The sequence below is a fragment of the Collinsella sp. AM09-41 genome, assembly GCF_003473245.1.
Lineage (GTDB): Bacteria > Actinomycetota > Coriobacteriia > Coriobacteriales > Coriobacteriaceae > Collinsella.
In genome coordinates this window covers 333539-348348 of the sequence record NZ_QRMJ01000002.1, presented here as the reverse complement: position 1 = coordinate 348348, position 14810 = coordinate 333539, and the positions used below count along the sequence as shown (strand labels likewise).

Annotated in this window: 11 protein-coding genes, 1 tRNA gene and 1 pseudogene; all 13 read left to right on the top strand. The window is 61.5% G+C overall.

Annotated features, from left to right (window positions below; genetic code table 11):
• The first annotated feature begins 188 nt into the window (after positions 1 to 188).
• The 13 genes and pseudogenes from DW112_RS04540 (at position 189) to DW112_RS04480 (ending at position 14791) form a co-directional block, all read left to right on the top strand.
• A tRNA-Asp gene (locus DW112_RS04540) sits at positions 189 to 266 on the top strand.
• 358 nt (positions 267 to 624) lie between these two features.
• Entirely contained in the window at positions 625 to 1110 is a 486-nt protein-coding gene (locus tag DW112_RS04535) for an Rrf2 family transcriptional regulator (RefSeq protein WP_117564951.1), read from the top strand.
• Positions 1111 to 1131: 21 nt separating this feature from the next.
• Positions 1132 to 2037 carry an adenine glycosylase gene (locus DW112_RS04530; RefSeq protein ID WP_117790289.1) on the top strand — a complete coding sequence of 302 codons (906 nt, stop codon included), beginning with the start codon at positions 1132 to 1134 and terminating at the stop codon, positions 2035 to 2037.
• A 115-nt stretch (positions 2038 to 2152) separates the two neighbouring features.
• A complete protein-coding gene (gene rbr / locus DW112_RS04525) occupies positions 2153 to 2692 on the top strand; it encodes a rubrerythrin (protein ID WP_055252097.1) in 540 nt (179 codons plus the stop codon).
• 444 nt (positions 2693 to 3136) lie between these two features.
• Positions 3137 to 3571 carry a hypothetical protein gene (locus tag DW112_RS04520; RefSeq protein ID WP_117564953.1) on the top strand — a complete coding sequence of 145 codons (435 nt, stop codon included), beginning with the start codon at positions 3137 to 3139 and terminating at the stop codon, positions 3569 to 3571.
• A gap of 123 nt (positions 3572 to 3694) precedes the next feature.
• The gene (locus DW112_RS04515; RefSeq protein ID WP_117736879.1) at positions 3695 to 4225 is read left to right on the top strand and encodes a DUF6036 family nucleotidyltransferase; all 531 of its coding nucleotides are present in this window, start codon (positions 3695 to 3697) and stop codon (positions 4223 to 4225) included.
• Positions 4222 to 4785, top strand: a complete 564-nt coding sequence (locus DW112_RS04510; RefSeq protein WP_117629046.1) for a transcriptional regulator — start codon at positions 4222 to 4224, stop codon at positions 4783 to 4785. Before DW112_RS04515 ends, DW112_RS04510 begins: the two co-directional genes overlap by 4 nt.
• Before the next feature lie 51 nt (positions 4786 to 4836).
• Positions 4837 to 6192, top strand: a complete 1356-nt coding sequence (rmuC, locus tag DW112_RS04505) for a DNA recombination protein RmuC (protein ID WP_118328427.1) — start codon at positions 4837 to 4839, stop codon at positions 6190 to 6192.
• A 127-nt stretch (positions 6193 to 6319) separates the two neighbouring features.
• A pseudogene (locus DW112_RS04500) lies at positions 6320 to 8121 on the top strand (ABC transporter ATP-binding protein).
• Positions 8122 to 8184: 63 nt separating this feature from the next.
• Positions 8185 to 8850, top strand: a complete 666-nt coding sequence (gene nth / locus DW112_RS04495; RefSeq protein WP_117736876.1) for an endonuclease III — start codon at positions 8185 to 8187, stop codon at positions 8848 to 8850.
• A 158-nt stretch (positions 8851 to 9008) separates the two neighbouring features.
• On the top strand, positions 9009 to 12641 hold the full coding sequence (gene mfd / locus DW112_RS04490) for a transcription-repair coupling factor (protein ID WP_117797242.1): 3633 nt from the start codon (positions 9009 to 9011) through the stop codon (positions 12639 to 12641).
• Positions 12642 to 12856: 215 nt separating this feature from the next.
• Positions 12857 to 13720: a phosphatase PAP2 family protein gene (locus DW112_RS04485; RefSeq protein WP_118328426.1), complete on the top strand. Its 864-nt coding sequence runs from the start codon at positions 12857 to 12859 to the stop codon at positions 13718 to 13720.
• Between the two features lie 45 nt (positions 13721 to 13765).
• Positions 13766 to 14791, top strand: coding sequence for a low specificity L-threonine aldolase (locus DW112_RS04480; RefSeq protein ID WP_089573229.1), 1026 nt, complete (start codon positions 13766 to 13768; stop codon positions 14789 to 14791).
• Positions 14792 to 14810 lie beyond the last annotated feature (19 nt).

The following is a 14810-nucleotide window of genomic DNA, read 5'->3' as shown; positions in this document are numbered from 1 at the left end:
GCACTTAATGTGCTTTCCGTCTTGCGCAGGACTGTAGAGCAGCAAACTTAACCCCCGCCCCCAGCACCGGAGACCCTCCCGGAGGGACCGAAAAATTTTTTCAAAAAAGTTGTTGCGCGCCGGACAGACTTCTGTGTATACTAATCCCCGCAGCGCACGCGAGCGGAAACAAACGCGAACGCCTGCCTGGGGAGTTAGCTCAGTTTGGTTAGAGCGCCGGCCTGTCACGTCGGAGGTCGCGGGTTCGAGCCCCGTACTTCCCGCCAACGCAATTAAAGCCACGTCTTCGGACGTGGCTTTTTGCGTTTGATGCACTTTGTTTCGATAGAACGATCGCCCTGGTGCATCTTCGCCCAGAATCCCCGCGCCTTCGGGAACGCAAGTAAAATCTAATAAGTATATCTGTCTGAACAACAGCTTTGTTGCGCAACACCTGTTCAACGAGACAGGGGGTTAGGTTATACTAAATTCCACTGTGCGCCGCATCTGATGCATTTCGCTCCAAGCGCGGCACTCAGTGGATATCCGATTTACCATTTGGATGTCCTGCGGTCATTTAGCGTCTCGACACAAGCTCGGCCCCGGAGCTCGTTCGAGCTGTTCGTATTCCTTGAAAGGGGAAAAATGGACATATCGAGGAAGACTGATTACGCCCTTCGTATGTTGGCGATGCTTGCCGAGGATCCGGAGCGTTTGCTTTCTGTTCGCACCGCTGCCGAAGAGGTCAATGTTCCGTATTCGTTTGCCCGCTCGATTCAGCACGGTTTGGTCCAGGCCGGTATTGTGGAGAGCCTGCGTGGCGTCCACGGTGGCATGCGTCTCAAGGTCAGTCCGGACGACGTCACTATCCGCCAGGTCGTCGAGGCCGTTCAAGGCCCTATGGTTATGAATGATTGCACCGCGCCCGATGGTGACTGTGCGCGCATGGGCACGTGCTGCTATCATCCCCTGTGGGCCGGAGCTCAAGCATTGATGCGCGACTACCTCGATTCCGTTTCGCTCGGCGACATCGTCGCTCACCGCCAGTTCCCGGCCGTCGATCCCAAGTTCGCCGACCGCGAAGCGTTTCCCGAGTACGCCACCTGTGCGTATACATGCCGGGAGGAATAGCGCCGCATAAGGAGCATAGATATGATTCAGGACCCCTTTCGTTCGATGATTCGTTCGGAAGGGGTCCTGCGTTATCGCGACCTTCCGTGGCGCCGCACGCGCGATCCGTACATCATTTGGCTTTCCGAGGTCATGTTGCAGCAAACACAGGTGCCACGCGTGGAGACGCGTATGCCGGCGTGGCTCGATCGCTTTCCGACCGTGCAGGCGCTTGCCCAAGCCGCGCCTTCCGATGTTTTGGACGCTTGGCAGGGCATGGGCTACAACCGACGCGCTCTGGCGCTCCACAAGGCCGCTCAGCGCGTTGTGGAGGACTGGGACGGTGAGTTTCCGCGTGAGACGCGTGACCTGGTCGCTCTGCCTGGTATTGGCCCGGCAACGGCGCAAGGTATCCGGTCGTTTGCGTTTGACCTTCCAGGCGTGTATCTGGAGACCAACGTGCGCACGGTCTTTCTGCATCACTTCTTTCCCGATGTACCGGCTGTTCCCGACCGCGAGCTGGTGCCGCTGATTCAGGCGGCCTGTCCGGCGGTCCCCGGTGCGGCGACCGACGAGATCGCTCCCTTTGCCGTGCCGCTCGATGATGCCGACACGCCGCGCGCGTGGTATTACGCGTTGCTGGATTACGGCGCATATCTAAAAAAGACGTTGCCCAATCCGTCCAGGCGCTCGGCGGGCTATAGCCGTCAATCAAAGTTTGAGGGCTCACGTCGCCAAAAGCGCGCGCATATCGTGCGCATGTTGCTGGCAGCGCGCGATGGCCAACCGGCGGGGATTACGCTTGCTGATGCCGTGGTGGGCGTTAACGATATGGAAGCGGCGGCTGGGCGCGGGCCGGTCGAGCGCGAGCTTGTCGCGGGCATTCTGGCCGACCTGGAGCGTGAGGGCTTTTGCCGAGCCGAGGACGATCGTTGGTTGAGTGTGTAGCCCGCTCAAATCTGAAGAACGGGATTGTAAGGTTTAAATTCTCGGCTTGAGGGGCATCCTAAAGACGAGGCCGCTCGGAGCCTACGGGCGGCATGCGTTGAAGGGAAGTACACCTATGGATTTTGAGAACTCCCAAACCAAGAAGAACCTTGAGACCGCTTTTGCCGGTGAGTCCCAGGCACACACCAAGTATCGCTACTATGCCTCCAAGGCCAAGAAGGACGGCTACGTTCAGATCTCGAACATCTTTGCCGAGACGGCTGGCAACGAGTCCGAGCACGCCAAACTGTGGTTTAAGTATCTGCACGATGGCGCCGTCCCCGATACCCTGGACAATCTGCGCGATGCCGCCGCGGGTGAGAACTACGAGTGGACCACGATGTACGACGAGTTTGCCAAGACCGCCGAGGAAGAGGGCTTTGCCGAGATTGCCGCAAAGTTCCGTGGTGTCGCCGCCGTCGAGAAGGCCCACGAGGAGCGCTACAACAAGCTCGTCGAGCGCATCGAGTCGGGCGAGGTGTTTGAGCGTGAGGGCGTAAAGGTGTGGAAGTGCCTGAACTGCGGGCACCTGCACGTTGGTGCCGAGGCGCCCGAGGTGTGCCCGGTGTGCAACCACCCGAAGGCGTACTTTGAGGAGCAGGTGGTGAACTACTAGCGCGTGGCGCTGGCTGTTGCGGAGCGCAGGGCGGGGGAAACACCTTTCCCTCTCGCTCACGGCTCCGCAGGGTCGCGCGAGGCAAAGGTGTTTCCCCCGCCCTGCGCTCCGGCTTCGGGTCGTCGCGTGCTCGTTACTGAAAAGCTGATATTAAAGATTGTGTGCCGCCCCTTTTTGGGGCGGCACGTTTTGTGTGGGGTCTCGGTCTCCACAATTTTCGTCAAGCTTTTGGTTAGATTTTGGTTAGTTGGCGGGTTGGCGGAAGGGCAAAAGACCATTCGATAAAAAAGCTCAGAGAAAGTGCTGGTAGGGGAGTTGTTGAGGTTTTCGACAGCTTTTGTCAACAAGAAACTTTGCGGCTATTGCTACGGATTGCGTTGTCGCGGTCATGGCGGTGCGGGATGCTGGGCGTAAGCGTCGAATGCTCCGATTTTGGAGGCCAGCATGGATTTGTTTCTTGAGACTCCGCAGCAACAAGCTGAGCGCATGCTGCGTCAGCAGCAACGACTCATGGAGATGCAAATGCAAGGGGCGGCAGTCCAGCCCTTTGCGCAAAATGTCGTGCCCGCTGCTGTACCTGCAGCTGTGCCCGGGTGTGAATCGGCACCAGAGGCCTATTCCGTACAGCAAGATTCATATGCGCAGGAGCTCGCGTTCGACAAGCGTCGTGCGCGTCGTCGCCGCGTGGGCCAGCGCCTGCGCACCTTGGCGATGATCGTGCTCATCCCGCTGGGGCTTGCGGCCATCTTTCTGGCGTCGTATGCCCTCACGTGCATCCTCAACGGCGCATCGCCCAACGAGGTGCTCCAGCATCTAGCGGCCCTAGGCCAGCGCTTAGGTGACGTCATAACAACCATCCGCGCCGGCTGGGAGAGTTAGCGTTTGTCACATTAGGACTTCTAGGGTGTAGGGATTCTCGCCACGAGTAGGATTCTTGCATCCTGTGGGTCCTGTCGTGCGACTGAATAGTATTATTGAAGATGAATAATAATAGGATTTGCTATGTATAAGCAGGATTTAGAGCAGACTCTTTTGGATATTGACGAAGAGGCGGAGCTGGAAATAGGTCCAAGAGACGATAGGCCGAGCGTTGTATTGGTGGGAGGAAGCGCCTTCATGCTAAACGATGTGACGAATCGGTCGGTTACACATGACATTGATGTGTTTGAGGCAGACAGGTGCCTCCGCGAGATCATAGCTCGATACCCCGAGGTGAATGGCATGGTAGTGGCATATTGCAACCAGATGCCATTCAATTACGAAGATCGACTGATCCCATTGGAGATCGGGGCGCATTTTATCAGGTACTTTACGCCATCTTTGGAGGATCTGGCGGTGATGAAGCTTTATGCCTATCGTCCGAACGACATCGTCGACCTCCATAGTCGAACATTTATCGACCGACTTGATTGGGATCTGCTCGAGCGGCTTATATTCGATGAAGGAGAGGCGTTGGCCTCGTCGCCTTCAGAGCGGAGTTATCAAGAGATGGTCTGTGCATACAGGCAATACAAAAAGGAGGTGCTCGGTTGAATCTGACTTTTGAGGGATTTTTGAAAGGCTATTGCCGAGAGCTGTCCGGACAGCAGTCGCTGAGTTTTAGGAAGCTTGTAAAGCAGGCAACAACGGTTGAGCCGCGTGTGGCGGAGCCTCTGTTTTTGCTCGCTTTGGCGCAGGGTAAGGCCGAATACGTTCTGGGTTTATCCGAGGGCTCGTGGATGGAAGAGGGCTATCGAGGTGTTTTGTCTCTGTATGGCCAAGCGAGTAGCCTGGCATCTCTATGCTCCGAGGATAAGCTCCCCAATCGTTACGCCAACGTTTGGCGTGCGTATAGAGGGGTGAAAGAAAAGCCAGCGGCCGACAGAAGGGTGAACGCCCTGATGAGAAAGAGAACACTTAAAGCATTGGAGGAATCGGGTGTAACGCGCTACGGTCTCTGCCGCGATTTGAATCTGAATAAGGGAAACGTGTACGCATACTTAGCCGGTGATGACTCGAAGGTGAGCAGGAAGACAGCGCGTCGCATTATGGAATATGCGGAGGAGAGAAGCACCCAAGAAGGGGCCGGGCGCCCGGTGCGTGTGGCGGGGTAAGATTGATCGCGGTTTTGATTGATAATCGATTGGGTTTGTTGGGCGGAGTCTATGTCTGCTATTGATATTGCGCTTGTTGTGATTGCCTTGGTGGCGGTGGGAGTTGCTGCGGTCTGCGCCCTGCAGCTTAAGGGCCTTCGTGCCGAGTTGCGAGAGCGTGGCGGCAACGAAGCGGAAACGCTCGCGGCACTCGAGCAGGCCAACAGCGCGCTCGATGCCCTCAACGTCGCGCTGACAGAAACCCGCCGCACGGCAAACGCCATCGCGCAGCAGCAGACGACCGATGCGGCCGTGGAGCAGCAACGCTACCTGACCATCGCGCGAGAGTTCTCGCAGGCCGGCGACCGTATGGATGACCTGCGCCGCGAGACGGCCCAACAGCTCGGCGCCAACCGCGAGGGCATCGAGCATCGCCTGGACAAGGTGCGCGAGACGGTCGATGCCCAGCTGGGCGCCATCCGCAAAGACAACAACGTGCAGCTCGATCAGATGCGTGCGACGGTGGACGAGAAGCTCTCTCGCACGCTCAACGACCGACTGTCGGCATCGTTTAAGCAGGTGAGCGACCAGCTCGAGGCCGTGTACAAGGGTCTGGGCGATATGCAATCTATCGCCACCGGCGTGGGCGACCTTAAGCGCGTGCTGGGCAACGTCAAGGCGCGTGGCATTTTGGGCGAGGTGCAGCTGGGTGCAATCCTGGCGGACATCCTCACACCCGACCAGTATCTGGAAAACGTCGCCACCAAGCCCGGCGCCTCGGAGCGCGTTGAGTTTGCCGTCAAGCTGCCGGTGGACGAGGGCGATCCCGTGCTGCTGCCGATCGACTCCAAGTTTCCGGGCGACGCGTACGAGCACCTGCTCGACGCGCAGGAGTCGGGCGATGCGGAGGCCGTGGCGGCTGCGCGCAAGACGCTCGACACCATGGTCAAGCGCGAGGCTAAAGACATCTGCGAAAAGTACCTGAGTGTGCCGACAACGACCAACTTTGGCATCATGTTCGTGCCGTTTGAGGGACTGTACGCCGAGGTCGTCAGCCGCCCCGGGCTTATCGAGACCCTGGGCCGCGACTATCACGTCAACGTAGCCGGTCCCAGCACCATGGCCGCCATTCTCAACAGCCTGCAGATGAGCTACCAGACGTTTAGGCTGCAAAAACGTACCGACGACGTACTGCGCGTGCTCTCCGCCGTCAAGGCTGAGCTGCCGCGCTATCAGGCGGCGCTGCGCCGCGCCCAGCAGCAGATCGAGACCGCGGGCAAAACGGTCGAGGGCATCATCACCACGCGCACCAACGTCATGGAGCGCAAGCTCAAGGACATCGACGCGCTGGAAGACGCGCGGGAGGCCGACGAGATTTTGGGCTTGGAGTCCGCGGACCTTCCCACAGACCAAGAAGACGAGGACTAATTGCAACAAGACGGTGGGGCACCGGCGCAAACGCGGGCGCCCCACCGCTTTTCGTATCGCACTTGTCTGAAGCGTGCTCCAATGTGCAACAATGGCGTTTCGCCCTGTCAGACGCGAAAGGAAGCCCATGTCTCAGAGAAGCACCAGTCCGCTCAAGCGTTCCACCGTGCGCCGCACGCTGCAGCGTTTTTGGGATGTCACGCGCACGCAGCCGCTGATTGTCTTTCTCTCGGTGCTCTCGTCGGCGGGCTACATCTTTTTGCTCACGTTTGCCAACACCTACGTGATGGCCCTCATCGTCGACCGCGTCCAGGCCGGCCCCGTGGCGGGCGATCAAGTATTCGAGGTCTTCGGCCCCTATATCCTGGCGCTTGTACTCGTTAACCTGGTGGGTCAGATCCTCTCCAAGCTACAGGACTACACCGTCTACAAGCTCGAGATTGCGGGCAACTATCACCTGGCGCGCCTGTGCTTTGACACGCTCTCCAATCAATCCATGACATTCCACACCAGCCGCTTTGGCGGATCGCTCGTGAGCCAGACGAGCCGTTTTATGAGCGGCTACACGGGTCTGGTGGACGTGACGGTGTATTCGCTCATCCCCACTATCACCTCGGTCATCTGCACCGTGGCGGCGCTCGCTCCGGTGGTGCCCACATTTACCGTGATCCTGGTGTGCATCATGGTCGTCTACATTGCGTTTGTCTGGCTTATGTACAAGCGCATCATGCCGCTTTCGGCCGCGACGTCCGCCGCGCAGAACAAGCTCTCGGGCGTGCTCTCCGACGCGGTCACGAACATCCTGGCCGTCAAGACCTGCGGGCGCGAGGACTTTGAGCACGATCTGTTCGATGCCGCCGACCGCGCCGCGCGCGATGCCGAGACGGTCTCGATGCACGCCATGATGCAGCGCAACTTTACGACCTCGGGCCTTATCGTCATCACCATGGCCGTGGTGAGTGTGTTCGTGGCGGGTGGCAATGCGTGGTTTGGCATCTCGGCCGGCTCGCTCGTCATGATCTTTACCTACACCTACAACCTCACCATGCGCCTGAACTACGTGAGTTCCATGATGCAGCGCATCAACCGCGCGCTCGGTGATGCGGCCGAGATGACGCGCGTGTTGGACGAGCCGCGTCTGGTGGCAGACGACGAGAACGCCCCCGAGCTCAAGGTGGGCGAGGGTGCGATTGATTTTGAGCACCTGAGCTTTGCATACCGTGATGCCGCGGCGGGCGAGAGCGTGTTCGACGATTTGACGCTCCATGTGGCGGCGGGTCAGCGCGTGGGCCTGGTGGGCAAATCGGGCTCGGGTAAGACGACGCTCACCAAGCTGCTGCTGCGCCTGGACGATGTTCAGGGCGGCCGCGTGCTCGTGGACGGTCAGGATGTCTCGCGCTGCACGCAGCAGAGCCTGCGCCGCCAGGTTGCCTACGTGCCGCAGGAGGCGCTGCTGTTCCACCGCTCCATTCGCGAGAATATCGCCTACGGCCGCCCTGACGCCACCGACGCGCAGATCCGCGAGGCCGCGCGCCTGGCCAATGCCCTGGAGTTTATCGACCGCTTGCCCCGTGGCTTTGACACCATGGTGGGCGAGCGCGGCGTCAAGCTCTCGGGCGGCCAGCGTCAGCGTGTGGCTATCGCCCGCGCGATTCTCACCGACGCGCCGATTCTGGTGCTCGACGAGGCGACCTCTGCCCTCGACAGCGAGTCCGAGCGCTGGTGCAGGAGGCGCTCGAAAACCTGATGCGTGGACGTACCTCCATTGTGGTGGCGCACCGCCTGTCCACCGTGGCGGCGCTCGACCGCATTGTGGTGCTGGCCGATGGTGAGATCGTCGAGGACGGCACACATACGCAGCTTGTCGAGGCGGGTGGCGAGTACGCGAGCCTGTGGAGCCGTCAGACCGGCGCATTCTTGGAGGCGTAAGCGTCTCGGACGTGGGACAATTGTGCCCATAGGTTTGTTGTGCCGTTGAGCCAAGGAGTCGTTATGCCACGCGAGACCAATGCTGCCAAACGCGAGCGCGCCGTTGAGGTGTGCGAGCGCCTCAACCGTCGCTATGGCCCGGTCGAGTGTTTTTTGGACCACGAGAATCCCTTTAGGCTGCTCATCGCGGTGCTGCTCTCAGCGCAGACGACCGACGCGCAGGTCAACAAGGTGACGCCGAAGCTGTTTTCCCAGTGGCCCACGCCCGAGGCTATGGCGGGGGCAAGCGTGGCCGATGTGGCCGATACCATCAAGTCGCTTGGCTTTTATAAGAGTAAGGCCAAGCACGCCGTGGAGGCCGCGCAGATGATCGTTGCCGATTACGGCGGCGAGGTACCGGCCGACATGAAGGAGCTCGTCAAGCTGCCGGGCGTGGGGCGCAAGACGGCGAACATCGTACTCAACGTGGGGTACGGCATCGTGGAAGGCATCGCAGTGGATACGCACGTCAACCGCATTGCGCACCGCCTGATGCTGAGTCCCAAGACGCATGCCAAGGAGCCGCTCAAGACCGAGCAGGATCTGCTCAAGATTTTGCCGCACGAGTATTGGGAGTCGGTCAACCATCAGTGGATCACCTTCGGTCGCGAGATCTGCGATGCCCGTAAACCCAAGTGCGACGAGTGTCCGCTGGCAGATTTGTGCCCCAGCGTGCGCGTAGCGGGGTAGGGCGGAATGCATCTTCGTCTGGCGTTTTTTGCAGGGCCGGGTTTGCCCTCGAGCAGGAGTCCTCTCCATGCGCTACCATGACAAACAATGATCTTTGACGTACGACCCGCCGAGCTTGCCCCGGCGGGCTTTTGGCGTTGCGATGCCGGAGGAACAGCATGCTCATTCACCGTATAGCCGCGCAGCTCTACACTGCCGAGGCCTTGCAGGCCGTCGAGGCCGGACTCGATGCCGGCGAGGACGTGACGCTGGCCGTGTCGCAGTCGGGCCGTACGCTTATGGCGGCCGCCCAGTTTGCGCGCCGTCCGCGCCCGACGGTCTACATCGTGAGCGGCGAGGATGCGGCCGATCGCGCTGCGCGCAGCCTTGCCGCCTATGTGGGGCTGGCGCGCGTGTGCCGCTTTCCCGAGCGCAAGGACTATCCGTGGCGCGAGCAGGCGCCCGACGATGCCGTGGTGGCGCAGCGCTGCGAGGCCCTGGGACGCATCGTGCGCGGCGACAACTGCATTATGGTCGCCTCGGCCCGCGCACTGCTGCGCTGCGTGCCGCCGGTCGAGAGCCGCTACTGGGAGTCCACGACCTTTGCGGTGGGCGAGGAGATCCCTTTTGACGAGGTGCCGCAGCGCCTGGTGGGCATGGGCTACACCAATGCCGGCGCCGCCGATGCACCCGGCCTGTTCCGCGTGCACGGTGACACCGTCGAGGTGTTTCCCGCACAGGAAAAGGCGCCCGTGCGCATCGAGTTTTTCGGCGACGAGATCGACCGTATCCGCCGCATGGTGAGTTCCACGGGCCAGACCATCGGCAACGAGGACAGCATCGAGATCTTCCCCTGTCGCGAGCTCGCACTCACCGACGACGCCGTCCACAACATGCATGTGGCGCTCTATCGTGCCAGCCAGGACGACAGCAAACTGGCGGCGCTGCTCGAGATGGTGGATGCGCGCATCGTCACGCCCGAGCTCGACCGCTTTTTGCCGGTGATGTACGGCCAGACCGTGAGCCCGCTGTCGCATGTGAGCGGCAAGGCGCTCGTGGTGCTGTCCGAGCCGCGCTCGCTGTTCGACGATTGCCTGCGCGCCTACGAGGATATCGAGGCACGTGCCGGCGAGGCGGGGGTCGACCGTCTGGACGGTCTGTACGTGCGTGCCCAGCAACTCGACTTTGGTGCCCAGCAGCGCCTTAACTACGTGAGCTTGATTCGTGCCGGCGGTGCGGTGACGGCAGAGCTCAAGATTGAGCAGCCGGCCATCGCGGGCTCGGACAATCGCTTTATGACGCGCATCCAGGAGGTCGTGGGCAAGCGCTATGCCTGCGTGTTTGCCATCCCCGACCGCGGTGCGCGCGAGTCGATGGAGCTCACCTTTGGCGATGAGGGTATTACTTTTGAGGAGTCGCTGACGGCCGCGCCCGAAAACGCGGGCGCTATTGGCGACCGTGTGCGCGTGGCAGCGGCAGATTCTGCCGATCGTGCTGTCCGCCAGGATGCTCATGCTGCAATTCGCGAACGCAAGGCCGACGCGCTCAACGCCCGCTCGCTCGAGGCAGGTGCCGCCCAGGCTGCCGCCGGTGCCGCCGTGCCCACCATCTCGCGCGGACGCGTGACCTTTGTCGATGCCGCCTTGCCGCAGGGCGTGGTGGTGCCCGATGCCAACCTGGCCGTGTTCTCGATTGCCGACCTCAACGCCCGCATGGATGCCAACCGCGCGCGCAGCCGCCGCAAGGTGGACATTACGCAGATCACGTTCCCGTTTAAGCCGGGCGACTACGTGGTGCACGCCACTCACGGCATCGCGCTCTTTAGCGAGATCGCGCGCCAGGAAGTGGGCGGCAAGGAGCGCGACTACTTTTTGCTGGAATACGCCGATGGCGACAAGCTCTACGTGCCGCTGGAGCAGGTCGACCGCATTACGCGTTATGTTGGCCCCGACGGTGACAAGCCACGCCTGACCAGGCTCAACACCGCCGACTGGACGCGTGCCACCAATAAGGCGCGCAAGAACGCCAAAAAGCTGGCGTTTGACCTGGTCGATCTGTATACGCGCCGCTCTTCGATTACCGGTATCGCCTGCCCACCCGATACGCCCGAGCAGATTGAGATGGAGCAGAGCTTCCCTTACGACGAGACGCGCGACCAGCTGGAGGCCATCGCTGACATTAAGGCCGACATGGAGGCGCCCAAGCCCATGGACCGCCTGCTGTGCGGCGATGTGGGCTTTGGCAAGACCGAGGTCGCCCTGCGCGCGGCGTTTAAGTGCGTGGACTCCGGCCGCCAGGTCATGGTGCTCTGCCCCACGACCATTCTGGCCCAGCAGCACTACGAGACGTTCTTTGAGCGCTTTGCCCCGTTTGGCCTTGAGGTCGAGGTGCTCAGCCGCTTCCGTACGCCGGCGCAGCAAAAGCGCGCGCTCAAGGCATTTGCCGAGGGCACGATCGACGTGCTTATCGGCACGCATCGTTTGCTTTCCGCCGATGTGAACCCCAAGAACCTGGGCCTGGTGATCATTGACGAGGAACAGCGCTTTGGTGTGCAGCACAAGGAGCAGCTCAAGAACCTGCGCGAGCAGATTGACGTGCTTACGCTTTCGGCCACGCCTATCCCGCGTACCATGCAGATGGCCACGAGCGGCGTGCGCGACATGAGCCTGATCACCACGCCGCCGACTGGGCGTCGTCCCGTGATCGTGCACGTGGGGGAGTACGACCCCGACGTGGTGAGCGCGGCGATTCGCCTGGAGGTGGGCCGCGGCGGCCAGGTGTACTACGTGTCAAACCGCGTCAAGACCATCGACGACGCCGTGGCGCGCGTGCACGAGGCCGCGCCCGAGGCGCGCGTGGGCGTGGCGCACGGCAAGATGAGCCCGCGCGAGGTCGAGGACGTGATGATCGAGTTCGCGACCAAAAAGATCGACGTGCTCATCGCCACGACCATCGTGGAGAGCGGCATCGACAACGCGACCGCCAACACGCTCATCATCGAGGACTCGCAGCGCTTGGGTCTGGCACAGCTCTACCAGCTTAAGGGCCGCGTGGGCCGCTCGGCCACGCAGGCATACGCGTACTTTATGTTCCCCGGCGAGCTGCCGCTCACCGAGGAGGCAACGGCGCGCCTGACTGCACTGTCCGAGTTCCAGGACCTGGGCAGCGGCATGCGCATCGCCATGCGCGACCTGGAGATCCGCGGCGCCGGCTCGCTCATGGGCGCCGAGCAGCACGGCAACCTGTCGAGCGTGGGCTTTGACCTGTTTACGCAGATGTTGGGCCAGGCCGTGGCCGAGGCGCGCGGCGATGACGACGCCGGCGTGGAGGCGGCGAGCGTGGGTATTAATCTGCCGGCCGATTACTTCTTGTCCGAGGAGTACCTGCCGGCGGTGGACCAGCGCGTGCTCGTGTACCGCAAGCTCGCAGCGGCTGAGGACCTGGAGAGCATCGACGAGGTGCAGGAAGAGACCGAGGCCGCGCATGGCGAGCTGCCGTTGGCGGGACTCAATCTGTTCAACCGCGCGCGTATCCGTATCCGCGGCGAGCGCTTGGGGCTCGAGAGCGTCACGCTCAGCGGCGGACGCATCACGTTTTTGGGCGTCGACGTGCCCAAGAAGGTGGCCTTTGAGCTTAAGACCCGCTACGGTGCGGTGAACTTTCCCAAGAGCCGCAAGCTGTCGGTGCCCTACAAGGCCGGCGCCGGTGCGGGCAGCGGCCTGGGCCGAGGCCTCGACGCCAACGACGGCACCGGCCCCGTGGCGGCCGCCCTCATGCTGCTGCAGCAGCTGGGCGCCAGCGATGACGACTAATGGGTCGACGCTGCAAACGCCCCATTTGGGCAATCTGACCCTCACTCGTCGGTCGCGTACTCAAGTACGCTTCCCTCCTCTTTCGGGCCACCTTGCCACAAATGGAACGTTTTCGCTTACTTATGCTCAACCTGTAAGGGTGTTTACGGGACAAAGCCATCTTCGTCTCACCCACATTGCAGGTTGACCGCCCTTCACCCGACCGAAAGGAAAGCATGTTCGGATACATCTACAAGAAAGATGTCGCCATGATCGCGGTTGTCCTGTGCCTTTGTCTGGGCGTGGGCAGTTTCTTCGATTATCAGATCTCGAGCGCGCTCTTCAATATCGGCAGCATGTACGGTCGCTTTATCGAGGCCGCTGGCGAGCTGCCGTTTGAGCTGACGGCGAGCGTCGCGGGCGTTATGCTCGTGCGTTCGGCACGCCCCGATTCCAAGACGAGCAAGTGGCTTGCCGCGCTGGGCGTTCTGGTCAACGTGGGCCTGACCGGCTACGAGATCGTTTCGTCCCTGAGGGTTGGCGGCAAACTCATCGCGGCTCAGTTGGTGCTGACGTTTGTGCTGGTCATCGTCGCCAACCTTATCGTCTATCGCCTCACGCGCGCGACCGACCCCGACGAGCTCACACGCTGGGCGTTGATGGTGCTGGCCGTGTGGGTCGCTCAGGCCATCATCCTCAACGTGGTTGTCAAGCCGCTGTGGTCGCGCCCGCGCATGCGCGTGATCGAGGTCACGCCGGGGCTCAATTTTCAGCCGTGGTGGGTGATTGGCAACCCCGACAAGTGGAGCTATATTGCGGCCGGCGTAATCAAGGACGGCTTTAAGTCGTTTGCGAGCGGACACACGGCGCACGCGGCGATCGGCCTTATGCTCGCCGGGCTTCCTGCGGCGTCCTTTAAGGAAAAGCCGTCGCGACGCCGCGCGGTCTTTTGGGTCGCTGCCGTGGTCGCGGCGCTCGTCGCCTTTGGCCGCATCGTGATCGGTGCACACTTTTTGACTGACGTGAGCTGCGGCTTTGCCCTGGTGTTGGCACTTGAGTGCCTTGCCGCACGCATTGCCTATCCGGGCGGCGTACAATAGCGGCGTTTAAATCATCGGGCCCATGCCCGGCTAGAGAGGATTGCCATGCTCGCGTTCAACAACGACTATTCCCACGGTGCTCATCCGGCAGTGCTGCAGGCGCTCGTCGATACCAACATGGAGCCGCAGCCCGGCTACGGTACCGATGCGCACACCGAGCGTGCCAAGCAGCTGATTCGCGAGGCCTGTCAGGCCCCCGATGCCGACGTGTTCTTGCTGGTGGGCGGCACGCAGGCCAACGCGACGGTGATTGACATGCTGCTCGCGCCCTACGAGGGCGTCGTTGCCGCCGAGACCGGCCATGTCGCTTGCCACGAGGCGGGCGCCATCGAGTTTGGCGGCCACAAGGTGCTCACCATCCCCGGCTACGAGGGCAAGATGCACGCCGAGGATCTCGAGAACTATATCCAGGTGTTCTACGAAAACGAGAGCTACGAGCACACGGTGTTCCCGGGCGCCGTGTACGTGAGTCTATCGACCGAGTACGGCACGCTGTACTCCAAGGCCGAGCTCGCGGCGATTCACGCGGTGTGCCAGAAGCGCGAGATTCCGCTGTTTGTGGACGGTGCTCGTCTGGCCTATGCACTGGCGGCCGATGAGTGCGACATTACCCTGCCCGAGCTGGCGCAGCTGTGCGACGTGTTCTACATCGGCGGCACCAAGTGCGGCGCGCTTTGCGGCGAGGCTGTGGTGTTCTGCGGCATGCACGCTCCGGCGCATCCCATTCCGCGTATTAAGCAGCACGGCGCGCTGTTGGCCAAGGGCCGCCTGACGGGCGTGCAGTTTGAGGCGCTCTTTACCGATGGCCTGTATTTTGAGATTGGCCGACAGGCGATTCAGACGGCCCAGGCGCTGCGTCGTGTGCTGCACGAGCGCGGCTACCAGTTCTTTTTGGAGACGCCCACAAACCAGCAGTTTGTGATTCTGCCCAACGAGGACATGGCCCGCATTCGCGAGCATGCGGCGATCGAGTACTGGGAAAAGTACGACGATACCCACACGGTGGTGCGCTTTTGCACCAGCTGGGCCACGACGCAGGAGGACATCGACGCGCTGGCGGCTGTCCTGTAGCCTGATGTAATGACGAGGG